At 64.7% G+C, this 23291-nt stretch carries 21 protein-coding genes and 1 tRNA gene; 14 read left to right on the top strand and 8 right to left on the bottom strand.

The features are described from left to right. Window positions 1–3 precede the first annotated feature (3 nt). A complete protein-coding gene (locus AC1ROB_RS15730; RefSeq protein WP_492970762.1) occupies window positions 4–1650 on the bottom strand; it encodes an electron transfer flavoprotein-ubiquinone oxidoreductase in 1647 nt (548 codons plus the stop codon). Window positions 1651–1791: 141 nt separating this feature from the next. Between AC1ROB_RS15730 and AC1ROB_RS15725 the strand changes: the two genes are divergently transcribed. The 7 genes from AC1ROB_RS15725 (at window position 1792) to AC1ROB_RS15695 (ending at window position 8461) form a co-directional block, all read left to right on the top strand. Further along, window positions 1792–2670, top strand: coding sequence for a uracil-DNA glycosylase (locus AC1ROB_RS15725; protein ID WP_492970185.1), 879 nt, complete (start codon window positions 1792–1794; stop codon window positions 2668–2670). Further along, the gene (locus AC1ROB_RS15720) at window positions 2667–3875 is read left to right on the top strand and encodes an MFS transporter (RefSeq protein WP_492970186.1); all 1209 of its coding nucleotides are present in this window, start codon (window positions 2667–2669) and stop codon (window positions 3873–3875) included. Before AC1ROB_RS15725 ends, AC1ROB_RS15720 begins: the two co-directional genes overlap by 4 nt. Before the next feature lie 91 nt (window positions 3876–3966). After that, complete coding sequence (locus AC1ROB_RS15715; RefSeq protein WP_492970187.1) at window positions 3967–5736, top strand: lytic transglycosylase domain-containing protein; 1770 nt, start codon at window positions 3967–3969, stop codon at window positions 5734–5736. Between the two features lie 66 nt (window positions 5737–5802). Continuing rightward, the gene (gene moaB / locus AC1ROB_RS15710; RefSeq protein ID WP_492970188.1) at window positions 5803–6378 is read left to right on the top strand and encodes a molybdenum cofactor biosynthesis protein B; all 576 of its coding nucleotides are present in this window, start codon (window positions 5803–5805) and stop codon (window positions 6376–6378) included. 95 nt (window positions 6379–6473) lie between these two features. Further along, the gene (locus AC1ROB_RS15705; protein WP_492970189.1) at window positions 6474–6920 is read left to right on the top strand and encodes a GNAT family N-acetyltransferase; all 447 of its coding nucleotides are present in this window, start codon (window positions 6474–6476) and stop codon (window positions 6918–6920) included. Window positions 6921–6984: 64 nt separating this feature from the next. After that, window positions 6985–8094 (top strand): PA0069 family radical SAM protein, encoded by a 1110-nt coding sequence (locus AC1ROB_RS15700; protein ID WP_492970190.1) that lies wholly within the window; start codon window positions 6985–6987, stop codon window positions 8092–8094. Window position 8095: 1 nt separating this feature from the next. Next, complete coding sequence (locus tag AC1ROB_RS15695) at window positions 8096–8461, top strand: MmcQ/YjbR family DNA-binding protein (RefSeq protein ID WP_492970191.1); 366 nt, start codon at window positions 8096–8098, stop codon at window positions 8459–8461. Here AC1ROB_RS15695 and AC1ROB_RS15690 read toward each other — a convergent pair. Continuing rightward, window positions 8446–9249, bottom strand: coding sequence for a phosphodiesterase (locus AC1ROB_RS15690; protein ID WP_492970192.1), 804 nt, complete (start codon window positions 9247–9249; stop codon window positions 8446–8448). The two genes, AC1ROB_RS15695 and AC1ROB_RS15690, sit on opposite strands and share 16 nt — an antisense overlap. A 111-nt stretch (window positions 9250–9360) precedes the next feature. Between AC1ROB_RS15690 and AC1ROB_RS15685 the strand changes: the two genes are divergently transcribed. Together AC1ROB_RS15685 and AC1ROB_RS15680 are read left to right on the top strand one after the other, a co-directional pair. Next, on the top strand, window positions 9361–9567 hold the full coding sequence (locus AC1ROB_RS15685; protein WP_492970193.1) for a hypothetical protein: 207 nt from the start codon (window positions 9361–9363) through the stop codon (window positions 9565–9567). A gap of 3 nt (window positions 9568–9570) precedes the next feature. Further along, window positions 9571–9741 carry a hypothetical protein gene (locus AC1ROB_RS15680; protein WP_492970194.1) on the top strand — a complete coding sequence of 57 codons (171 nt, stop codon included), beginning with the start codon at window positions 9571–9573 and terminating at the stop codon, window positions 9739–9741. Window positions 9742–9758: 17 nt separating this feature from the next. On the opposite strand, the gene AC1ROB_RS15675 is transcribed toward AC1ROB_RS15680, so the two are convergent. Continuing rightward, complete coding sequence (locus AC1ROB_RS15675) at window positions 9759–10019, bottom strand: hypothetical protein (RefSeq protein ID WP_492970195.1); 261 nt, start codon at window positions 10017–10019, stop codon at window positions 9759–9761. 291 nt (window positions 10020–10310) lie between these two features. Between AC1ROB_RS15675 and AC1ROB_RS15670 the strand changes: the two genes are divergently transcribed. Then, window positions 10311–11234 carry a ketopantoate reductase family protein gene (locus tag AC1ROB_RS15670; protein WP_492970196.1) on the top strand — a complete coding sequence of 308 codons (924 nt, stop codon included), beginning with the start codon at window positions 10311–10313 and terminating at the stop codon, window positions 11232–11234. A gap of 13 nt (window positions 11235–11247) precedes the next feature. Here the strand turns inward: AC1ROB_RS15670 and AC1ROB_RS15665 are convergent, their stop codons facing one another. From AC1ROB_RS15665 to AC1ROB_RS15645, 5 genes are all read right to left on the bottom strand, one after another. Further along, complete coding sequence (locus AC1ROB_RS15665; RefSeq protein WP_492970197.1) at window positions 11248–12087, bottom strand: adenylate/guanylate cyclase domain-containing protein; 840 nt, start codon at window positions 12085–12087, stop codon at window positions 11248–11250. Window positions 12088–12544: 457 nt separating this feature from the next. After that, a tRNA-Ile gene (locus AC1ROB_RS15660) sits at window positions 12545–12621 on the bottom strand. A gap of 71 nt (window positions 12622–12692) precedes the next feature. Then, complete coding sequence (gene rpoD / locus AC1ROB_RS15655; protein ID WP_492970198.1) at window positions 12693–14777, bottom strand: RNA polymerase sigma factor RpoD; 2085 nt, start codon at window positions 14775–14777, stop codon at window positions 12693–12695. A 64-nt stretch (window positions 14778–14841) separates the two neighbouring features. After that, on the bottom strand, window positions 14842–16674 hold the full coding sequence (dnaG, locus tag AC1ROB_RS15650) for a DNA primase (protein ID WP_492970199.1): 1833 nt from the start codon (window positions 16672–16674) through the stop codon (window positions 14842–14844). Window positions 16675–16726: 52 nt separating this feature from the next. Next, window positions 16727–17185 carry a GatB/YqeY domain-containing protein gene (locus tag AC1ROB_RS15645; RefSeq protein ID WP_492970200.1) on the bottom strand — a complete coding sequence of 153 codons (459 nt, stop codon included), beginning with the start codon at window positions 17183–17185 and terminating at the stop codon, window positions 16727–16729. A 287-nt stretch (window positions 17186–17472) separates the two neighbouring features. Between AC1ROB_RS15645 and carA the strand changes: the two genes are divergently transcribed. The 4 genes from carA to AC1ROB_RS15625 are packed head-to-tail and all read left to right on the top strand — an operon-like array spanning window position 17473 to window position 23289. Continuing rightward, window positions 17473–18648 carry a glutamine-hydrolyzing carbamoyl-phosphate synthase small subunit gene (carA, locus tag AC1ROB_RS15640; protein ID WP_492970201.1) on the top strand — a complete coding sequence of 392 codons (1176 nt, stop codon included), beginning with the start codon at window positions 17473–17475 and terminating at the stop codon, window positions 18646–18648. Between the two features lie 30 nt (window positions 18649–18678). Further along, window positions 18679–21912: a carbamoyl-phosphate synthase large subunit gene (gene carB / locus AC1ROB_RS15635; protein ID WP_492970202.1), complete on the top strand. Its 3234-nt coding sequence runs from the start codon at window positions 18679–18681 to the stop codon at window positions 21910–21912. Between the two features lie 21 nt (window positions 21913–21933). Further along, window positions 21934–22407, top strand: coding sequence for a transcription elongation factor GreA (gene greA / locus AC1ROB_RS15630; RefSeq protein WP_492970203.1), 474 nt, complete (start codon window positions 21934–21936; stop codon window positions 22405–22407). Window positions 22408–22431: 24 nt separating this feature from the next. Next, on the top strand, window positions 22432–23289 hold the full coding sequence (locus tag AC1ROB_RS15625; protein WP_492970204.1) for an alpha/beta hydrolase: 858 nt from the start codon (window positions 22432–22434) through the stop codon (window positions 23287–23289). The last annotated feature ends 2 nt before the right edge of the window (window positions 23290–23291 follow it).

Below are 23291 nucleotides of genomic sequence, written 5' to 3'. Positions count from 1 at the left end.
GGCTCACATGTTTGGGTAATTTGGACCGCCGCCCCCCTCAGGCACGGTCCAGTTGATATTCTGCGCCGGATCTTTGATGTCGCAGGTTTTGCAGTGGACGCAGTTCTGCGCATTGATCTGGAAGCGCGGGTTGTTGCCGGCGTCGTCGCGCAACACCTCATAAACGCCTGCGGGGCAGTAGCGTTGCGCCGGTTCGTCGAATTTCGGCAGGTTCTCTGCAATCGGGATCGACGGGTCCTTCAGCTTCAGATGGATCGGCTGGTCTTCCTCATGGTTGGTGTTTGACAGGAACACCGAAGACAGCTTGTCGAAGCTGATCTTGCCATCGGGCTTGGGGTAGGCGATAGGCTGACAGTCCTTGGCCAGCTTCAAGGTCTCGTGATCGGCCTTGGTATGCCGTGTGGTCCAGGGCACCAGGAAGCCCAGCCCCAGATCGTTCAGCCACATGTGGATGCCGCCCAGCAGGGTGCCGATCCACATGCCGTATTTCATCGCCGGCTTGACGTTGCGCACCTTCCACAGGTCCTTGAACGACCAGGAGGCCTTGAAGGCTTCCGGATAGGCGACCAGTTCGTCGCCGCCGGTGGCGCCAGCCTTCAGCGCCTCGAACGCGGCTTCGGCGGCCAGCATGCCGGACTTCATGGCGTTGTGGCTGCCCTTGATGCGCGGCAGGTTGACGAAACCGGCCGAGCAGCCGATCAGGGCGCCGCCCGGGAAGGTCAGCTTCGGGATCGACTGCAGGCCGCCCTCGTTGATGGCGCGCGCCCCATAGGAGATGCGCTTGCCGCCTTCGAAGAACTCGCGGATGTCGGGATGCGTCTTGAAACGCTGGAACTCATCGAAGGGCGAGAGATAGGGATTCTCGTAGCTCAGATGGATGACGAAGCCGACTGCCACCTGGTTGTCTTCCAGATGGTACATGAAGCTGCCGCCGCCGGTGCTGTTGTCCAGCGGCCAGCCCTGTGTATGCACCACCAGGCCCGGCTTGTGCTTGGCCGGATCGATCTGCCACAGCTCCTTGATGCCGATACCAAACTTCTGCGGATCGACGCCGTCGCGTAAGGAGAATTTCTTCATCAGCTCCTTGGCCAGCGAACCGCGCACGCCTTCGCCGATCAGGGTGTATTTGCCGCGCAGCTCGACGCCCGGCGTGTAGCCCGACTTGTGTTCGCCATCGCGGCCGATGCCCATGTCGCCGGTGGCGACGCCCACCACTTCGCCCTTGTCGCCATACAGCACTTCGGCGGCGGCGAAGCCGGGGAAGATTTCCACGCCCAGCTCTTCGGCCTGCGTTGCCAGCCAGCGGCAGACGTTGCCCAGCGAGACGATGTAGTTGCCGTGATTGTTCATCAGCGGCGGCATGGCGATATTGGGAACCGGAATGTGATTCGCTTCGGTCAGGATCCAGAAGCGATCATCGGTGACCGGGGTGTTCAGCGGCGCGCCCTTGGCCTTCCAGTCGGGAATCAGCTCGTTCAGCGCGATCGGATCAACGACGGCGCCCGACAGGATATGGGCGCCGATTTCCGAGCCTTTTTCGATGACGCAAACCGATACGTCGTGATTCTGCTCGGCAGCCAGCTGCTTCAGACGGATCGCGGCAGCCAAGCCGGACGGGCCGGCGCCGACGATAACCACGTCATATTCCATCGATTCGCGTTCAGACACGGGGCACCTCTGAAGTGATGTCTTTTTTATTTGGGGGCGTCGCTGCTGGTCAGCTTGACGCTCCCTGCCTGCTTACCAGACTATGGGGTGCAAGCCAACGGCGCGACGCCCGGCCGGAGCCCGATGAACGCCACGGAAACCCCTGATTTTCCTCCCAGTCTGCTCGATATTGCCCTGTTCTATGCCGAAGCCGGCGTCGACGAGGCGATCGGCGATGTGGCAATCGACCGCACGGTTGCGCCGCTACCCAGGCCGGCGCCCGCGCCGGCAGCGAACCCTGCCGTAGCGGCATCGCCGGCCGCGACTCCGGCGACCGGCCCAGCCTTTGGTGCGGCAGCTTTCCAGGCCTCGCGCGCCACCCAGCTGCCCAATCCGGCCCTGCTGTCGGGTCAGGCGGTGGAAACCGCCGCCACTAAGGCCGCCCAGGCCTGCAGCACGATCCCCGAGCTGGAAGCCGCGATCAAAGCCTTTGACGGCTGCGCGCTGAAGGCCACCGCCACCAATACGGTGATCGCGCGCGGCAACCCGAAGGCCGCCTTCATGATCGTCGGCGAAGCACCCGGCCGCGACGAGGATGCGCAAGGGTTGCCTTTCGTGGGCGAGAGCGGCCAGCTGCTCGACAGGATGCTCAAGGCCATCGGCTGCGACGACAGCAATGTCTATATCTCCAATCTGCTGTTCTGGCGTCCGCCGGGCAATCGCGATCCTTCCACGGAAGAGATTCTCGCCTGCAAGCCCTTCGTCGAGCGGCTGATCGAACTGGTGCAGCCGAAACTGATTGCCTGCGCCGGCAAGTTTTCCGCCGCCACGCTGCTCGGCACTACCCAGGGCATCACGCGCGTGCGTGGCCGCTGGCACGAATACAAACGCGGCGATGTGACGATCCCGGCGATGCCGCTGCTGCATCCGGCCTATCTGCTGCGCCAGCCCGGCGTGAAACGCGAAGCCTGGCGTGACATGCTGGAACTGCGCAGCAAACTGGATGAATTGACGCGCGCATGACGCGGATCTTCTACGGCTGGGTCGTTGTCGCCGCCGCCTTCCTGGTGATGTTCACCGGCTTTGGCGCGGCCTACAGCTTTCCGGCCTTCTTTGAGCCGTTGAGCCGCGAATTCGGCGCCACGCGTGGCACGGTCTCGCTGGTCTTCTCGGTCGCCGGCTTTTTCTATTTCGCGCTCGGCGCCATCAGCGGGCGGCTGGCAGATCGTATCGGGCCTCGGCCGGTGGTCGGCTTCGGCATGGCCTGCATCGGCATCGGCCTGATTGCTGCCAGCTTCGCCGACAGCCTCGCCGGCGTCGTCATCTTCTACGGTCTGGGCATCGGCATCGGCGTCGGCTTCTCCTATGTGCCGGCCATCGCCACGGTGCAGCGCTGGTTCGCGGCCAAACGCGGCCAGGCGTCTGGCTGGGCCGTGGCCGGAATCGGCATCGGCACCATGGCGGCGCCGCCGGCGGCAGCCTTCGCTATCGAATATCTGGGCTGGCGCGGCGCCTATGTGCTGATCGGCATGGCCGCGCTGCTGCTGGGCGCGCTGGCCACCTGGCTGTTGCGGGCCTCGCCGGCCAGCATGGGACTTCAGCCGGATGGCGCGGCCGCCCCCGTAACGACAACGGCCGGTCCACCGGCGGGTCTGGAGCTTGGCGCGGTGCTGCGCCATCCGGCCTTCTGGCTGCTCTATGCCGCCGGTGCGCTGAACTGCATCGGCACCTTCGTGCCCTTCGTGCATCTGGCGCCCTTTGCCATGGACCAGGGCCTGACGCGCGGGCAGGGCGTCTGGCTGGTCGGCCTGATCGGCATCGGCAGCACGCTGGGCCGCTTCGTGCTCGGCGGCCTGGCCGACCGCATCGGCCGGGGCAAAACCTTGAGCCTCGTCATGCTGCTCAGCGGCATCGCGCTGGCCTACTGGAGCGTGGCGCAGGGCTTCTACGAACTGGCGATCTTCGCGCTCGCCTTCGGCCTGTTCTATGGCGGCTTCGTCGCCCTGATCCCCGCCGTCGCCGCCGACCTGTTCGGCCTGCGCGCCATGTCCTCGGTGCTGGGCGTGCTCTACACCTCGGTGGCGCTGGGCACGCTGCTCGGACCGACCTTGGCCGGCTGGGTTTACGACACGGCCGGCAGCTACACCTGGCCGATCCTGATCTGCGCCGTCGGCTGCGTGGCCGCCGCCGCGATCATCCTGCGCCTGCCGGCTGCCATAAAGCATTGAAAACAAAGGCCGCGACTGTTGGTTGCGGCGTCTTTACTTGTCCCTTAACCGCATCTGCGCTATCCCAGACGGCCACGAAGCGGGGGAATGAATGCGTCTGGGGGGGTGGCTCCTTGTTTGCGGTCTGGGTCTGGCTGCCGCGGCACCGGCCGCGGCGCAGTCGGCTGACCTGCCCGTGATCCTCGGTGCCGAGGATACCGAACGCTACCAGCGCATCTTCGATCTGCAGACCGATGCCGAATGGGCCAAGGCCGATCGCGAGATGGCGCGCCTGAAAGACCGGCTGCTGACCGGCCATCTGCTGCACCAGCGCTACACCCATCCGACCGGCTACAACGCCTCTTACGTCGAACTGAGCGACTGGCTGTCGAAATACCGCGACCATTCCGGCGCCGACGAAATCTATCGCGCCGCGCTGAAGAAGAAGGGCCGCAAGGACAAGGGGCCGGTGACCCCGCTGGGCACCGATGTCGGCGAATATGCCGGCGAGCAGCCGGGCACGGTGGCCACCACGCGCCGCATCCCGCAGTCCAGGGACCGCGACCCCGAGCATCGCAATGCCATCGTGCAGGCCGAAAGCCAGTTCACCGCGCTGCTCAAGCGCGACCGCCTGAACGAGGCCGAGGCGCTGCTCAATAAGCCCGATATCCGCAGCAAGCTCAGCGCGGTGGAGTATGACGACTGGCGCCGCCGCTTGGCCTGGGTGGCGCTGCTGGAAGGCCAGGACGACCGCGCGCTCGCCCATGCCGCCGCCGCCGCCCAGCGCTCGCGCGCCCGCCTGTCGGAGCCCGACTGGGTCGCCGGCCTCGCCGCCTGGCGGCTGGGCAAATACGACAACGCCGCCCATCATTTCGAGAATCTGGCGTTTTCCAAAGTGGCGACCAGCTGGGAGAAATCCGCCGGCGCCTGGTGGGGCGCGCGCGTGCAGCTGCGCCTGCGTCAGCCCTCCGAGGCCATCCGCCTGCTGGAAATCGGCGCCAACCAGGAACGCACCTTCTACGGCCAGCTGGCGCTGGCGCAGCTTGGCACCGACCAGCCGCTGCGCTGGACGCCGCCGCCGCTGGATGCCGCCGACACGCGCAAGCTGCTCGACATTCCCGCCGTGCGCCGCGCCCTGGCCTTGAGCGAAGTGGGCGAGGCGGTGCGGGCCGACCGCGAAGTGCTGCGGCTGTTCGCGCAGTCGTCGGACACCATGGCCGGCGCGCTGCTCGGTCTTGTCTCGCGCATGCAGGCCGCACCGGCCTCGTCGATGAAGATTTCGATTGCCTGGTACACGGTGAAGGGCGAGGGCTTCGATTCCGCGCTCTATCCGCTGCCGCCCTGGGAGCCCGAGGGCGGCTTCAGCGTCGACCGCGCGCTGGTCTTCGCCTTCATGCGCCAGGAAAGCGCCTTCAACGCCCGCGCCATGAGTACGGCGGGCGCCACCGGCCTGATGCAGCTGATGCCGCGCACCGCCGGCGCGGTGGCCAACGACAAGAGCCTGCATCACAAGACCGGGCGGCATAAGCTGTTCGCGCCGGAATACAATATCGAGCTGGGCCAGCGCTATCTGCAGCATCTGCTGGAAATGCCGATGATCCGCGGCAACCTGCTGTATCTGACGGCGGCCTATAATGCCGGCCCGGGCAACCTGCAGAAATGGCTGCGCGCCTCGCCCGACCAGAACGACCCGTATCTGTTCATCGAGACCATTCCCTTGGGCGAGACCCGCAATTTCGTGCAGCGCGTGCTGACCAACTACTGGGTCTACCGCGCCCGCATCGGCCAGCCCGATACATCTTTAAGCGCCACCATGACCGGCGGCTGGCCGGTCTATCGCGGCTTTGATCGCGCCGAGCAGCGGGCAGAGAAGAAGAACTGACGCTGGTCACTAGCCGTCGCCGGCCGCAAATCCTAGGTTAGTGGCGTCTTCAGTCGAGGAGCCGCCATGTCCAGTCTCGCCCCCCAGTCCTATGTCGATGCCGATGGCAAGCGCCTGTTCGTGCCGGTGCGCATCGCCGTGCTGACCGTTTCCGACACCCGCAATTTCGAGGATGACAGATCCGGCAACACCCTGGCCGAGCGCCTGACCGAGGCCGGCCATATGCTGGCGGCGCGGGCCATCGTGAAGGATGACGTCGCGGAGATTCAGGGCCAGCTCACCGACTGGATCGATGACGACACCGTGGATGTGATCCTGGCCACCGGCGGCACCGGCGTGACCGGGCGCGATGTGACGCCGGAAGCCTTCGAGGGCATTTACGAGAAAAGCATCCCGGGCTTCGGCGAGCTGTTCCGCATGCTCAGCTACCAGAAGATCGGCACCTCGACGATCCAGTCGCGCGCCACCGCCGGCGTCACGCGCGGCACGTATCTGTTCGCGCTGCCCGGCTCGCCCGGTGCCTGCCGCGATGCCTGGGACATGATCCTGAAAGACCAGCTCGACTACCGCCACAAGCCCTGCAATTTCGTCGAGCTGTTTCCGCGCCTGCGCGAGCATGAGCGCCGCGGCGGTGGGAAATAACAGACTGGCCCCATGCCTTTTGCATGAACTGGCACTTATCCTGGAACCGCTGTCGGGGTAATCAGGTCGGATAAAATTGCAGAAAGTGTGAATCCATGTCCGATATCGTCATCCGTCCCATCGCTGCCACCGAACGGGCGCAGTGGGAGCCGCTCTGGCTCGGCTATCTCGCCTTCTATGAAAAAAGCGTGCCCGCCGCCGTCACCGATGCCACCTGGACGCGCCTGCTCGATCCGCAGAATGCCATCGAGGGCCTGATCGCCTGGGAGGGCAGCACGGCTCTGGGCCTGGTGCAGTATCTGCTGCATCCCTCGACCTGGAACCTGGGCGGCAATGTCTATCTGCAGGACCTGTTCGTGGTGCCGCAGGCGCGCGGCAAACGCATCGGCCGCCGCCTGATCGCCGCCGTCACCGAGGCATCAAAAGCCAAGGGCGCCGGCGTGCTCTACTGGCAGACCGAGGAATTCAACGGCACGGCGCGCCGGCTGTATGAGCGCGTGGCCAAGCGCGCGCCCTTTGTGCGCTACAACATCGAACTGTAAGCCGCGGTTTTCCGGGGTAGTATAGTTCTTGAAATGTTCTCATGGCCGGATTATGCTTCCGGCCATGAAGAAGATCGCCCAGCGCGCCATTTCCACGCCCGAAGACCACGCCCATCCCGATGCCCGGCGCGGGCGTGGCGCGCTGTCGACGGTGCGCAGCCGCTACGACACCGAAACGCGGCAGAAGCAGGATGACGGCTGGGACAATCTGGAAGAGGCGGATCCGATCCGCACCCATCTGCATGAGGATGCGACGCGCAGCATCATCTCGTGGAACAAGTCGCCTGATATTCCCTTCGATCGCTCGATCAATCCCTATCGCGGCTGCGAGCATGGCTGCATCTACTGCTTCGCGCGTCCCAGCCATGCCTATCTCGGCTTCTCGCCGGGCCTCGATTTCGAGACCGAGATCATGGTCAAGCGCAATGCCGCCACGCTGCTGCGCAAGGAGCTGGCGCATAAGAATTACAAGATCGCCACCATGTCGATGGGGACCAACACCGATCCCTACCAGCCGGTCGAGCGCGACCTGAAGATCACCCGCAGCATCATTGAGGTGCTGCTGGAAACCCGCCATCCGCTCGGCATCGTCACCAAGAACCACCTGGTCACCCGCGATATCGACCTGTTGTCGCAGATGGCGAAGCTCGGCCTGGTGAAGGTCTATCTCTCGGTCACCACGCTGGACCGGCATCTGGCGCGCAATATGGAGCCGCGGGCCTCGACGCCGGGCAAGCGGCTCGAAGCCATCCGCATGCTCAACGACGCCGGCATCCCGGCCGGTGTGATGACGGCGCCGATGATTCCGGCGATCAACGACATGGAGATGGAAAATCTGCTGGAGGCCGCCTGGGAGGCCGGGGCGCGCGAGGCCGGCTGGGTCTTCCTGCGGCTGCCGTATGAGTTGCGCGAGCTGTGGCGCGAATGGCTGCAGGCGCATTATCCGGATCGCGCCTCCAAGGTGATGAAGCTGATCCAGGATGCGCGCGGCGGCCAGGATTACGTCGCCGATTTCGGCGACCGCATGCGCGGGCAGGGCGCCTATGCCGACCTGATCGCCCAGCGTTTCCGGCTGGCGATCAAGCGCATCGGCTTCAACGAGCGGCGGCTCAGCCTGCGGAAAGACCTGTTCCGGCCGCCGGTGCTGGATACCCGGCAGGGGAGCCTGTTCTGAGATGGCGAAGCGGCCGACCGATCGTCTGCAGAAAATCTGCATGGCGCTGCCCGAGGCCGAGGAGCGCGAGACCTGGGATATTCCCACCTATCGCATCCGCAACAAGATCTTCGCGCTGGAAAGCGCCATTCAAGAGCGCCGTGCCGTCTGGTGCAAGGCGGCAGAGGGCAGCCAGGAACTATTGGTCAACGCCGATCCGGACCGTTTCTTCGTGCCGCCCTATCTGGGCCACAAGGGGTGGGTCGGCATGTGGCTTGACAGGCGCGTCGACTGGACTGAAGTCGCCGAACTCGTGCGCAGGAGTTACATCCTGATCGCGCCGAAGACGCTGGCAGTGAAGGTCGCCGAACCTCAGGCGAAGGGATAAGGCCCGGGATAGTCGCCGACCAGGCAGTAATGCGTAATGAGGCCGGTCTCCGCCCGCCAGTGATGCAGCAGGAAGGCCGGCGGTTCCAGCCAGGATTGCGATTTCGCCGCGGGACTGAGCTGCAGCGCGATGGTCGTGGCCGTGCTGGGCGCGGTGCACAGCGCCGTGCCGCCGAAACGCAGCTGCATGAAGCGGTGCACATGGCCGCAGGTGATGCGCTCCACCGCCGGATAGCGCCGGACCAGCGCGGCGAACCGGTCGCCGCCTTCGCACCAGTAGGGATCCATATAGGGAATGCCGGTGGCAAACGGCGGCTGGTGCAGCATGATGATGGTCGGCCGGTCCGGGGCGCGCGCCAGCGCGGTTTCCAGCCAGCCCAGCGCCGCATCGTCGATCGCGCCGTGATGTTTGCCAGGCAGGGTGACGTCGAGCGCCAGGATACGCACGGGCCCGCGATCATCGATCACATAATGCAGGGGGCCGCCGTCATCTGCCGGCAGATACGGCTGGTCGTCAAAGGCGGTGCGAAAGGCGGCGCGCGCGTCGTGGTTGCCGGGGATGACCAGCCACGGGATGTCCAGCGCCGCCAGCAGCTCGCGCGCCATCGCGTATTCGGCCGGGTCGCCATGGTCGACGATATCGCCGGTCAGCAGCACCAGGTCGGGCCGGGGCGTCCACGCATTCAGTTGCGCCACGGCTGCGGCGAAGCTGGCATTCGAGTCGGCGACGCCCTGGTAGAGCTGGCCGCGCGGGCGGATATGGGGATCGGAAAGCTGGGCGATGAGCATGGGGAGGAAAGCTGAAGGGTTTTATTCACTGTGACTGGGAACTCCGTCCCTGCCTAGCCTGTTCTGCGCAGGACCGCCTCAGCTCCGCGGTCGGTCCAGGAGTAGTCGCCCATGCCCAGCCGCGAATTCAGCCCGTTCAGCCTTGCAGCCAACCCTTTCCGCGCGCTGGATCGCCAGATCGACCGCATGCTGGACCGTTTCGAGGCCGGGTCCGGCGAACGGATGGGCGAGCCGCTGTCACCGTCTCTGTTCATGCGGGTGGTGGGCATCACCAGCCACAATGCCGCCCCCCCGAAGGCCGACACGGCCGAGGACTGACCGATGACGGCGAAGCAGCAGCGTGTCAGGGAAACCGAAAAGACCCTGAAGGACGCGAAGAAGAAACGCGTCGAGGGCAAGCCGGCGTCGGGCCGCCTCGCGCCCGACCCCAAGGGCCGTGACCGGGGGCCGAAGCATCCCGGCCAGGATGTGGTCAATCCCGATCCGGATTAGACCGCACGCCTTGCCGCCTAGTCGGCGGCATCTTCCACCACATCGTAATCGTCATCTTCCGGCCATGAGGTTTCGGTCAGGCGCCGCTGCGCCTCCAGCAGATGGCCGATGGCATCGTTCAGCGCGTCGTTGCAGGTGCTGACGTCGCGCAGGATGCCCTTCGAGCCGGCGGCGCCGCGGCTGAAGGCGACATTCAGATCGTTCTGCGCCTGCATCACATGCTCGAGAATCTGCATGCTGCTCTGGTAGGCGGATTGCAATTTCGTGGCTGCGACCATGACGCGCTCCTGTCGTTCGCCCTGTCTATCTTCGCTGTGCCCCCACAACCCCATGCTAGCCAAGCAGCGTCACGGTGCCAGTAAATTATGGCGACATCGTGCGAGAGGATTTTTTTCAGAGGTCGGGAACCGATCGCCACAACCACGCTCTGCGCGGAGAACGGCGAGAAAGCTTGGCGATTAAGATTGCTGTACCAGCGTTGCGGGTTCGATGGCCTTTCAGCATAGTGCTGTGCAGGGCCGTGATAGGTAGCCCCGGCAGGCTTATGCGCCATCGTGGAGAAGAAAAGCATGCGTCTTTTGGTGGTCGGTGCCGGTTCGACCGGCGGATATTACGGCGGTCGCCTGGCCGAAGCAGGACGCGATGTCACCTTCCTGGTGCGCCCGGGTCGGGCGGCGCAGCTGCAGAAGACCGGCCTGCAGATCGTCAGTCCGGCCGGCGATGCGACGGTGACGCCGAAGCTGGTCACGGCCGGCCATATTGCCGGCCCATACGATGCGGTTCTGCTGACGGTGAAGGCCTATTCACTCGGTGCCGCCCTGGATGACATGGCGCCCGCGGTCGGCCCCGATACCATGATCATCCCCGTGCTCAACGGCATGCGGCATGTCGATGCCATCGCCGGACGCTTCGGCAAGGCATCCCTGATCGGCGGCCTGTGCCGCATTCCGGCCCAGCTCGATGCCGAAGGTCGGGTGATCCAGATGGGCAGGTTCCACGATCTGGCCTATGGCGAGATGGACGGCCGTGTCACGTCGCGGATCGAAAGGCTGGATGCCCTGCTGAAGAATGCCGGCTTCGACGCCAAGCTGACGTCGCATATCGAACGCGAGATGTGGGAGAAGTGGATTCTTCTGGCGTCGCTCGGCGGCCTGTGCTGCCTGATGCGCGGCACCGTGGGCGATGTGGAAGCGGCGCCCGGCGGCACCGCTTTTGCGCTCGGCCTGATCGATGAAGTCGTCGCCACCGTGAAGGCTGTTGGCGTTGCACCCAGCGAGGCCTTTGTGGCCAATACGCGCGAGACGCTGACCAAGACCGGGTCTGCCCATACCTCGTCGATGTATCGCGACCTGCTGAAGGGCGTCGCCGTCGAGGCCGACCAGATCATCGGCGATCTGGTGGCGCGGGCGCAGCAGGCCGGCATTGCCACGCCGCTGCTGTCGCTCGCCTATACCAGTCTAAGCGTTTACCAGAATCGCCTGGCGGCAGGGTAGGACGGGGCGCCGCTCAGTTCCGCCGCAGCGGCCACAGCCGGCGCGGATCGATGCCGGCCGGGAATTTCATGACCAGGATGAAGACAACGCCGATCATCGGCCAGAAGAACCAGATGCGGCCCGGACTGGTCGCCAGGTTGATCACGGCCAGCAGCAGCAGGACCACGCCGTACCGCCAGGCGCGCTGGCGCCAGGCGGCGAATTTCACTTCCGGATCTTCGGCATCGGCCTGCTGCGGCCCGGTCTGCTGCGGCCCAGTCTGTTGCGGCAGGGGGCGCTGCGGCACGGTCTCGCCGCGATACGGCGCGGCGGCCAGGCCATGGGCGCCAACCAGCACACGATAGGCCGGCACCGGTTCGGCGATATTCTTGATCTCGCGGTCGCCGATGAAGGCGAAGCCGATATCCAGCTTCTTGCGCACCTGCTCGAACACCGTGCCCGAGATGCAGATGCCGCCGGCCTCGGCCAGCGATTCCAGCCGGGCGGCGATGTTCACGCCTTCGCCGTAGATGTCGTTGCCCTCGATCATCACGTCGCCGATATTGATGCCGATGCGGAACTGCATCGGCGTGCTCTGCGGCGTGTCCTCGTTGCGGATGGCGATGCGGCGCTGGGTTTCCACGGCGCAGAACACGGCTTCGACGGGCGAGCTGAACTCGGCCAGCAGGCCGTCGCCCCAGGTGTTGATCAGGCGACCGTGATGGCGCTCGATCTCGGCCACCATCACCTCGCGATACTGCTTGAGCCGCGTCACCGTGCCGACCTCGTCCATCTCCACAAGCGCGCTGTAGCCCTGCACGTCGGCGCAGAAGATGGTGGTCAGTTTGCGGCGGATGCCGTCAGCATCGGTCATCGAGAAAGCGTCCCTGCTTTTTATTGGCGGCAGTATACGGCCGCGCTTTGGCAACACAGCGGTATTTACGCCGCGATGTGATGGCGGGCAATGAAACCGCCATCGATGCGGTTACACGGCTGACCAGGCGCTTCCCTGCGGTCTTGACAAAATGTTCATTATATGTTCTGATTTAGCCGCTGATCTTTGACATCGTGAATCTGTACCGGCCATTCGTGGCCTTCCGTCGGGATGGGGGAGGAACGGGCAAGGTCGAATACCATTGCATGCAAACCGGGTGGGCTCAGGATGGCGGCAAAAGGCTCCAGATGGCTCCAAATGGTCCCGCGCTGGTCCGGTTTGGCAAAGTTTGGCTCCAGATGGTTCGATATGGTTCGAGTTGGCAGGTTTGCACGCTGGGCCCGACCAGCACTCGCCAGCAACATCAATGGGTTATGTGGAAAAAAGGGGGCGGGGATGGTGGGCCCGGAGGGACTTGAACCCCCAACCAGACCGTTATGAGCGGCCGGCTCTAACCAGTTGAGCTACAGGCCCACGCGTCCCCTGCGACGAAAAAGGCCCCGGCTTTGAGACCGGGGCCCTGATCTCGTCCTGCCCGATACGGCTTACGTATCGAGGAAGGAGCGCAACTTACGCGACCGGCTCGGGTGCTTCAACTTGCGCAGCGCCTTGGCTTCGATCTGGCGGATACGTTCGCGGGTCACCGAGAACTGCTGGCCGACTTCTTCCAGTGTATGGTCGGTGTTCATGCCGATGCCGAAGCGCATGCGCAGCACGCGCTCCTCGCGCGGGGTCAGCGTCGCCAGCACGCGAGTGGTGGTCTCGCGCAGGTTCGAGTTGATCGCGGCATCGACCGGGAGCACCGCGTTCTTGTCCTCGATGAAGTCGCCCAGATGCGAATCTTCCTCGTCGCCGATCGGCGTTTCGAGGCTGATCGGCTCCTTGGCGATCTTCAGCACCTTGCGCACCTTCTCCAGCGGCATGCCGAGCTTGGTCGCCAGTTCTTCCGGGGTCGGCTCGCGGCCGATCTCGTGCAGCATCTGGCGGCTGGTGCGCACCAGCTTGTTGATCGTCTCGATCATATGCACCGGGATGCGGATGGTGCGGGCCTGGTCGGCGATCGAACGGGTGATCGCCTGCCGGATCCACCAGGTGGCATAGGTCGAGAACTTGTAGCCGCGGCGGTATTCGAACTTGTCCACCGCCTTCATCAGGCCGATGTTGCCTTCCTGGATCAGATCGAGGAACTGCAGGCCGCGGTTGGTGTATTTCTTGGCGATGGAGATGACGAGGCGCAGGTTGGCCTCCACCATTTCCTTCTTCGCCACGCTGGCCTCGCGCTCGCCTTCGCGCACCTGCTTGTAGATGCGCTTGAATTCCGAGATCGGCAGGCCGAACTCGGTGGCAATCGCGGTGATCTGGTCGCGGACCGGCGTCACTTCCTTGGGGCCGGCCTCGCCGAAGCGCGCCCAGCCCTTGTGGGTCTTCAGCTTGGCGACCTTGCCGAGCCAGTTCGGATCGAGCTCCTGGCCGTCATACTGCTTGAGGAACTCGTCGCGCGGAATCTTGAAGCTCTCGGCCGAGCGCAGCAGCTTGCCTTCCAGCATCATCAGCCGCTTGTTCAGGCCATACATGCTTTCGACCAGGCTTTCGATGCGGCCGTTGTTCAGGTGCACCGATTCCATCAGGACAATCATTTCCTGCTTGGACTTGGCATAGGCCTTGTCCTTCTTGGCATCGGCATCGGCATGCACCAGAGCCGCCTGCAGACGCTCTTCCTGCGTCTTCTGCAGCTTCTTGTAATGCTTGGCGATGGCATCGAAGGCTTCCAGCACCTGCGGCTTCAGCTGGGCTTCCATCGCGGCGAGCGACAGGTTGGCCTCGTCTTCCTCGTCGGGCTCTTCAGGCGCCGCCGGCACTTCCGGCTCGTCGCCAGGCGCAGCCTTCTTCTTCTCGGCCTTCACCAGGACGGGGGCAGCAGCAGCGGCAACCGCCGGCTTGGCCGGCTTCGCATCCAGCTTCGGCGCCGGGGCCGTGGCATCTTCGGCCTCGTCGGCTTCCACGCCATCGAGCGCGGCATTGTCGGGGCCGCCGCCGGCGCCGCCGAGCGTGGCTTCCAGATCGACCACGTCGCGCAGCAGGATCTTGCCGTCGACCAGGTCGTCACGCCATTTCACGATCGCCTGGATGGTCAGCGGGCTTTCGCAGATCGCGCCGATCATCTTCTCGCGGCCGGCCTCGATGCGCTTGGCGATGGCGATTTCGCCCTCGCGCGACAGCAGCTCGACCGAACCCATCTCGCGCAGATACATGCGCACCGGATCGTCGGTGCGGTCGACCTCGGCCTTGGCCGGCGCGGTGGCGGCGGCTTCGCCGTCGCCGCCTTCGGCTTCCGCTTCGCCGTCTTCCTTGTCGACCGCAGCGACGCCGCCGTCTTCCTGCTCTTCGCTTTCCACGATGGTGATGCCCATTTCGGACAGCATCGCCATGGTGTCTTCGATCTGCTCGGACGAGACATGCTCGGGCGGCAGCACGGCATTGATTTCGTCATAGGTGACGTAGCCGCGCTCCTTGGCTTTCGCCAGCATGCGCTTGATGGCAGCCATCGACGCGTCGATCAGCGGCGTGTCGACGGTTTCTTCTTTTTCGGGTGCTTCTGCGGTGTCAGGGGCCGCTGCCTGTTTCGCCATGCCGGTTCCTAACTGTCCTGTCTTGTAAAATGCTCAAGGCCGCCCGGGGTGAGCGGCCTGGTATTCAATCCGTATCCGATACCGAAACCTGGCTGCGCGCCGAACCGACCTCTGCCTGTAAGGCCTGGAAGCGCTGCCATGCTTCGGGATTTGTATCGCTGGCCAGATCGGCCTCTGCCGCTGCCAGCTCCTGCTCCAGCTCCGCCAGACGGTACCGCTGCACAGCCTGCCACCACCCTCGCTCAACCTTGTCCGCCGGCGTATCGGCGCGCGCAAAGGGCTCCAGGATCCGGCCGGTCTCGCCAGTCACGAGGTCGAGTGCGGCCCCGAGTCCTCGCTGCCTGAGATGGGCTGCGAAGGCCTCGCCGTCAAGACCCGGATGGCGGGAGGCTTCTTCTAGAATCCGGCTCTTAAGGCTGTCAAGCGGCCCCGGGGGGAAGGTTAGGGCGGCAAAGGCGTCGCCATGGTCCTCCAGCAGCCAGGGATGGGCCAGAACGGCGGCGATCAGGGCCTTCTCGGTGCGGCCCGGCGCGGCATTGACCGGCCCGCCCACGGCCAGGGGCGGCAGGGGCTTGCCGAACTGCCCCTGCGGGCGATTTGGGCGGTTATTGGGGGTCCAGGTCCGGGTCGGGGCGAAAAGCGTGCGCAGGCGGGCCCGGAAATGGTCGCGATAGTGGTTCTGGACTGCCGGGTTCTTGATCTGGCGGGCGACCTCGTAGAGGGCGGCTTCGAGGGCGGCGCGGCGCTCCGGGGTGTCCAGCGGCCTTACTTCAGTTTCTTTTCGCCACAGGATATCGGCCAGCGGCAGGGCGGCGGCCAGCACTCCGTCCATGGCGGCACGGCCCTGGCTTTTGATCAGATCGTCCGGGTCCTGGCCGCCGGGCAGGATGGCAAAGCGGAAGGAGTGGCCGGGTTCCAGCAGGGGCAGGGCGCGGTCGGCCGCCCGCATGGCGGCGCGGATGCCGGCATTGTCGCCATCGAAGCACAGGATCGGCTCGGCCGAGAGCCGCCAGAGCAGGGCGATCTGCTCCTCGGTCAGCGCGGTGCCGAGCGGGGCCACGGCATGGTCGATGCCGGCTTGGGCGAGCGCGATGACGTCCATATAGCCTTCCACCACCACCACCGTGCCGCTGTCGCGGGCGGCCTCGCGGGCCATGGCATGGTTGTAGAGGTTGCGGCCCTTGTGGAAGAGTGGCGTCTCCGGCGAGTTGAGATACTTCGCCGGTGCATCCGGATCGAGCGCGCGGCCGCCGAAGGCGATGATGCGGCCGCGGCGGTCGCCGATCGGGAACATGACGCGGTGGCGGAAACGGTCATAGCTGGCGCCGCCGTCTTCCGGCTTGATCAAAAGCCCGCTCTCGATCAGCAGGTCTTCCGGCAGCTTGCGGGCCAGCATGGCCTCTTTCAGCGCCGTGCGGCTCTGCGGCGCATAGCCCATGCGGAAGCGTTCGACGGTTTCGGGTTTCAGGCCGCGCTTCTGGATATAGGCGCGCGCCTCATTGCCCACGGCGCCTTTCAGCTGCGCCTGGTACCAGCTTGCGGCTTCCTCCAGCACCTTGCCCAGCGTGGCGACCTGTTCGGCCTTTTCACGATCCTCGGGCCGCATGCGCGGCACCTCGAGGCCGGCTTCCTGGGCCAGCAGCTCGACGGCTTCGGGGAAGGCCATGCCGCTGCTGCGCATGGTGAAGCCGATCACGTCGCCATGGGCGCCGCAGCCGAAGCAGTGGAAAAAGCCCTTGTCGTCGTTGACGGTGAAGGAGGGCGACTTTTCGTTATGGAAGGGGCACAGGCCGCTGAATTCGCGACCACGCTTGATCAGGCGCACCGAGCGGCCGACCACGCCCGACAGCGGCAGCCGGTTGCGCAGTTCTTCCAGAAACGAATCGGGGAAGGCCATGGCTCTTCCTAAATCGCTGTTTCAGCCGCGACTCGGACCGACTCGGGATGGGTCAGCTGAGTTGAGCCTTCAGGATAGCCGCTGCCTTGCCGAAGTCCATCTGACCGGCGTATTTCGCCTTCAGAATCGCCACCGCCTTGCCCATGTCCTTGATGCTGGCGGCGCCCGACTCGGCGATGGCGGCCTTGGCGGCAGCCTCGACGTCCGAGTCGGAGAGCTGCTGGGGCAGGTAGCCCTCGATGATGGCGATTTCTTCCTTTTCCTGGGCGGCCAGTTCGGCCCGGCCGCCGGCCTCGAAGGCGGTGGCGGATTCACGGCGCTGCTTCACCATATTCTGCAGCAGGGACAGGATGGCGCCATCGTCGATGCCGGTGCGCTCTTCCGCCGAGGTGCGGGCGGCAATGTCCTTGTCCTTGATGGCAGCCAGAACCATGCGGATGGTGGCCAGACGCCGGGCGTCCTTCGCCTTCATGGCATCCTTCATCGCCTGGTTGAGCGTGTCGCGCAGCATCGCAGTCCTCTTGCGGTATACGGAATCGGGGTGTTTTCGGAAGGCGCGCAGCATAGCCCAGACGGCGATACAGCGCAAAAGGAATAAGTATATGATTTTTCTTTGTTTTTAACCTCTGAGGCAGGCTTGACGATGGCCGCGGTTTTGATATGGTCCGGCCTCGGTTGAAGCGGCGCCCGCCGCCGCCGCAATCATCGTTGAACAGCTGTGCCGTACCGCCGGATGCCATCGCCTCCGGTGGTTTTTTGCGGCCTGACGTCTGCCTTGCCGAGAGTATGGAGCCCATCATGGCCGAGACACCGAAATACGCCGCCGCACCCGGACCGGGTTATACGGGCGTGGTGGTGCTGGCCGATGGCAGCGTCTACTGGGGCCACGGCACCGGCGCCGAGGGCGACGCGGTGGGCGAGGTCTGCTTCAACACCTCGATGACCGGCTATCAGGAAATCCTCACCGATCCCTCCTATGCCGGCCAGATCATCACCTTCACCTTCCCGCATATCGGCAATGTCGGCACGAATGCTGAAGACATTGAGACGCAGGGCATTGCGGCCCGCGGCCTGATCCTGCGCGCGCCGATCACCGGCCCGTCCAACTTCCGCAACAACAGCCAGCTGACCGACTGGCTGAAGCTGCGCGGCCTGATCGGCGTGTCGGGCATCGATACCCGCGCCATGACCCGGCGCATCCGCGACCAGGGCGCGCCGAACGGCGTGATCGCGCATCGCCGCGACGGCAAGTTCGACCTGGCGGCGCTCCACGCGAAGGCCAAGGGCTGGCCGGGCCTGGAAGGCATGGACCTCGCCGCCGAGGTCACCTGCCGGCAGACCTACAGCTGGGACGAGACGCGCTGGCAGCTCGGCAAGGGCTACGGCAAGCTGACTAACCCGAAATTCCATGTCGTCGCCATCGACTACGGCATCAAGCGCAACATCCTGCGCTGCCTGGCCGATATCGGCGCGAAGGTTACCGTCGTGCCGGGCAACGCCACGGCGGAAGATGTGATGCGTCATAAACCTGACGGCGTTTTCCTGTCGAACGGCCCCGGCGATCCGGCGGCGACCGGTGAATATGCCGTGCCGACGATCAAGGCGCTGGTCGACAGCGGCAAGCCGGTCTTCGGCATCTGCCTCGGTCATCAGATGCTGGCGCTCGCGCTCGGCGGCAAGACCGGCAAGATGGATCGCGGGCATCGCGGCGCCAATCATCCGGTGAAAGACCTGGAGACCGGCAAGGTGGAGATCACCAGCCAGAATCACGGCTTCTGCGTCATTGAGGAAACCCTGCCGCAGAACGTGGTGCGCACCCATGTGTCGCTGTTCGACGGTTCCAATGAAGGCATCAAGCTGACCGACAAGCCGGTCTTCTCGGTGCAGCATCACCCTGAGGCCTCGCCCGGTCCGCAGGACAGCCATTATCTGTTCAAACGCTTTGCAGAGTTGATGGAGCAGCAGCGCGGTTAATCCCGCGCGCGCTTCGCTCCCAGGTGAATCATGCCCAAACGTACTGACATCAAAAGCATCCTGATCATCGGCGCCGGTCCCATCGTGATCGGTCAGGCCTGTGAGTTCGATTATTCCGGCACGCAGGCCTGCAAGGCGCTGCGCGAGGAAGGCTATCGCGTCATCCTGATCAACTCAAACCCGGCCACGATCATGACCGATCCGGGTCTGGCGGATGCCACCTATATCGAACCGATCACACCCGAGATCGTCGCCAAGGTGATCGAGAAAGAGCGGCCCGACGCGCTGCTGCCCACCATGGGCGGCCAGACTGCGCTGAATACCGCGATGAAGCTGGACGAGATGGGCGTGCTCAAGCAGTTCGGCGTCAAGATGATCGGCGCCACGCGCGAAGCCATCGAGATGGCCGAGGACCGCGAGCAGTTCCGCCAGGCGATGAACCGCCTGAAACTCGACATGCCGCGGTCTGGCACCGCGCATACGCTGGACGAGGCGCGCGCGCTGCTGCCCACCGTGGGCCTGCCGGCGGTCATCCGCCCGTCGTTTACGCTGGCCGGCACCGGCGGCGGCATCGCCTATACGCATGAGGAATTCGACGAGATCGTCACCCGTGGCCTCGATGCCTCGCCCACCACCGAAGTGCTGATCGACGAGTCGGTGCTCGGCTGGAAGGAATACGAGATGGAGGTTGTCCGCGACCGCAAGGACAACTGCATCATCATCTGCTCGATCGAGAATATCGATCCGATGGGCGTGCATACCGGCGACAGCGTGACGGTTGCGCCGGCGCTGACGCTCACCGACAAGGAATACCAGATCATGCGCGACGCCTCGATGGCGGTGCTGCGCGAGATCGGCGTGGAGACCGGCGGTTCGAACGTGCAGTTCGCCGTCAACCCGGCCGACGGCCGCATGGTGGTGATCGAGATGAATCCGCGCGTGTCGCGGTCGTCCGCGCTGGCCTCCAAGGCCACCGGCTTCCCGATTGCCAAGGTCGCCGCCAAGCTGGCGGTTGGCTACACGCTGGACGAACTGATGAACGACATCACCGGCGTGACGCCGGCGTCGTTCGAGCCGACCATCGACTACATCGTCACCAAGATGCCGCGCTTCACCTTCGAGAAGTTCCCCGGCACCGACCGCCTGCTGAACACCTCGATGAAGTCGGTGGGCGAGGCGATGTCGATGGGCCGCAGCTTCCAGGAGAGCCTGCAGAAGGTGCTGCGCTCGATGGAAACCGGCCTGACCGGTCTGAACGAAGTGGCCATCGCCAATGCCGATGATGTGGATGGCAAGGATGCCATCGTTGCAGCATTAGCCAAGCCGACGCCGGATCGCCTGCTGGTGATCGCCCAGGCTTTCCGTCATGGCCTGAGCGTTGCCGAGATTCATGCCGCCTGCAAATACGATCCCTGGTTCCTGGAGCAGATCGAAGAGATCGTGCAGACCGAGGAGCGGGTCCGCAAAGCTGGCCTGCCCAAGGATGCCGATAATCTGCAGGCCCTGAAGCGTATGGGCTTCTCCGATGCCCGTTTGGCCGAGCTGGTGCAGCAGCCGGAAGCCGAGGTTTCGGCGGCCCGCCGCAAGCTCGGTGTCGTGCCGGTGTTCAAGCGCGTCGATACCTGCGCGGCGGAATTCGAAAGCCGCACGCCCTATATGTATTCGACCTACGAATTCGGGCCGAATGCCGAATGCGAGGCGCAGCCGCAGGACCGCAAGAAGGTGATGATCCTGGGCGGCGGCCCGAACCGCATCGGCCAGGGCATCGAGTTCGATTACTGCTGCGTGCACGCGGCCTATGCGCTGAAGGAAGCCGGGTTCGAGACCATCATGGTCAACTGCAACCCGGAAACCGTGTCCACCGATTACGACACCTCGGATCGCCTGTATTTCGAGCCTCTGACCGTGGAAGACGTGCTGGAGATCGTGCGCGTCGAGATGTCGACGGGCACGCTGCTGGGTGTGATCGTGCAGTTCGGCGGCCAGACGCCGCTGAAGCTCGCCGCCGGCCTGGAAGCGGCAAAAGTGCCGATCCTGGGCACTTCGCCGGATGCCATCGACCTGGCCGAGGACCGCGAACGCTTCCAGCAGTTGCTGCAGCAGCTGAATCTGAAGCAGCCGGTCAACGGCATTGCTCGGTCGGAAGACGAGGCTCGCGCTGTGGTGGCGAAGATCGGCTATCCGGTGGTGATCCGCCCGTCTTATGTGCTGGGTGGCCGCGCCATGGAAATCGTGCGCACCAATGCCCAGCTCGAACGCTACATGACTGAGGCCGTGAAGGTTTCGGGGAATTCGCCGGTACTGATCGACAGCTACCTGTCGGATGCCATCGAGGTCGATGTCGACTGCCTGGCCGATGCGGAAACGCAGTTCGTCGCCGGCGTGATGGAGCATATCGAAGAAGCCGGCATCCATTCCGGCGACAGCGCCTGCACCCTGCCGCCTTACAGCCTGGCGCCCGATATCATCGCCGAGATCAAGACGCAGACCCAGGCGCTCGCCCGGGCCCTGAAGGTCGTCGGTCTGATGAATGTGCAATATGCGGTCAAGGACGGCACGGTTTATATCCTTGAGGTCAATCCGCGTGCCTCGCGCACGGTGCCCTTCGTGGCAAAGGCCATCGGCGTGCCGCTGGCCAAGATCGCCTCGCGCGTCATGGCGGGCGAGAAGCTGGCCAGCTTCAATCTGCACGAGACCAAGGTTGATCATATTGCCGTAAAGGAAGCGGTCTTCCCGTTCGCCCGCTTCCCCGGCGTCGACATCATTCTCGGCCCGGAGATGAAGTCGACCGGCGAGGTGATGGGCATCGACCGCGATTTCGGGACGGCCTTTGCCAAGGCCCAGCTGGCGGCCGGCACCATCCTGCCGCTCAAGGGCAGCGTGTTCATTTCGGTGCGCGATGGCGACAAGCCGGCCCTGGTGGATGCGGCGCGACGTCTGATTTCCATGGGCTTCGAGATCGTCGGCACCACCGGCACGGCCCGCTTCTTCGAGGAGCACGGCATCGCCGTCAGTCGCGTCAACAAGGTGATGGAGGGCCGCCCGCATGTGGTGGATTCCATGAAGAACGGCGCTATCCAGCTGGTCTTCAACACCTCCGAAGGCTCGGCCTCGATCCGCGACAGCTTCGACCTTCGGCGTACGGCGCTGATGAACAAGATTCCGTATTTCACCACCGTGGCCGGCGCCAAGGCCGCGGTGCGGGCAATTGAGGCCCTGCGGTCAGGAAGCCTTGCGGTCGTCCCCCTCCAAGCCTACTTTTAACGGTCAGACAGGAAGGGAATTATGCAGAAGATTCCGATGACCGCGACCGGCTACCAGCGCCTGGAGGCCGAGCTGAAGAATTTGAAATCGGTCGAACGGCCGTCGGTGATCCGCGCGATCTCGGAAGCGCGCGAGCATGGCGACCTGTCCGAAAATGCCGAATATCATGCGGCGAAGGAACGCCAGGGCTGGATCGAGACGCGCATCCTCGAGGTTGAAGACAAGCTCAGCCGCGCCGAGGTGATCGACGTATCCAAGCTGTCGGGCGACAAGATCAAGTTCGGCGCCACCGTCGTGCTGGCTGACGAGGATACCGACGAAGAAAGCACCTACCAGATCGTTGGCGCCGACGAGGCCGATATCAAGGCTGGCCTGCTGTCGATCACCGCGCCGCTGGCGCGGGCGCTGGTTGGCAAGGCCGCCGGTGAGAATGTCGAGGTCACCACGCCCGGCGGCACCAAGGCCTACGAAATCGTCTCGGTCGGCTTCAAGTAAAACCGGATAGCAGCGAGGGAGCCGATGTCTGATCGCGCCGCTCTCGACAAGCTGTATAACAACCGCGCCGCGGTGCCGACGCATCCGCAGGACCTGGAGCGCTGGGCCACGCGCAGTGCCGAGGCGCGGCAGACGCTGCCTTGCCGCAAGGATATCGCCTACGGGCCGCATCCGCGCGAGACGCTGGACCTTTTCACGCTCCCGCAGGCCGGCGGCCCGTTGCTGGTGTTCATCCATGGCGGTTACTGGCAGGCGCTGACCAAGAACGAGAATGCCTATCTCGCCACCGGCTATGTGCCCACCGGCCTGGCCAATGTGGCGGTGGTGAACTATCCGATTGGCCCCGAGGCGGATATGGACCGCATCGTCGCCTCGATCCGCCGCGCCATCCTGTTCCTCTGGCGTGAGGCGGCGCCGCTCGGGTTCGACCGCAACCGCATCCATGTCAGCGGTCATTCCGCCGGCGGCCATCTGACCGCCATGGCGCTGCTGACCGACTGGGCAAAGCTGGATGGCGCCGCGCCCGCCGATCTGGTGAGAAGCGGGTTTTCGGTTTCCGGCCTGCATGACCTGCGGCCGATCCAGCAGACCTACCTGAACGACAAGCTGGGCATGGATCAGGCGGTGGCAGCGCGCAATTCGCCGCTGCTGCTGCTGCCGGACTTCGGCGGACCATTGCCGCCATTGGTTTGCGCCGTGGGCGGAGCGGAAACGCCGGCTTTCCACCAGCAGCAACACGATTTCGTGACGGCCTGGCAGGCGCTTGGCCGCAGCAAGGTGACTGCGATCACAGCGCCTGACCGGCATCATTTCGATATCATCGACGAACTGGTGTTGCCTGGCCGGGCCTTGCACGAGGCAATGGCCGCGCTGCTGCGCTGAGG

It is taken from the genome of Ferrovibrio sp. GW821-FHT12F09, from assembly GCF_058806775.1.
The sequence above is the reverse complement of the archived record's forward strand: the minus strand, read 5'-3'. Positions and strand labels throughout refer to the sequence as shown.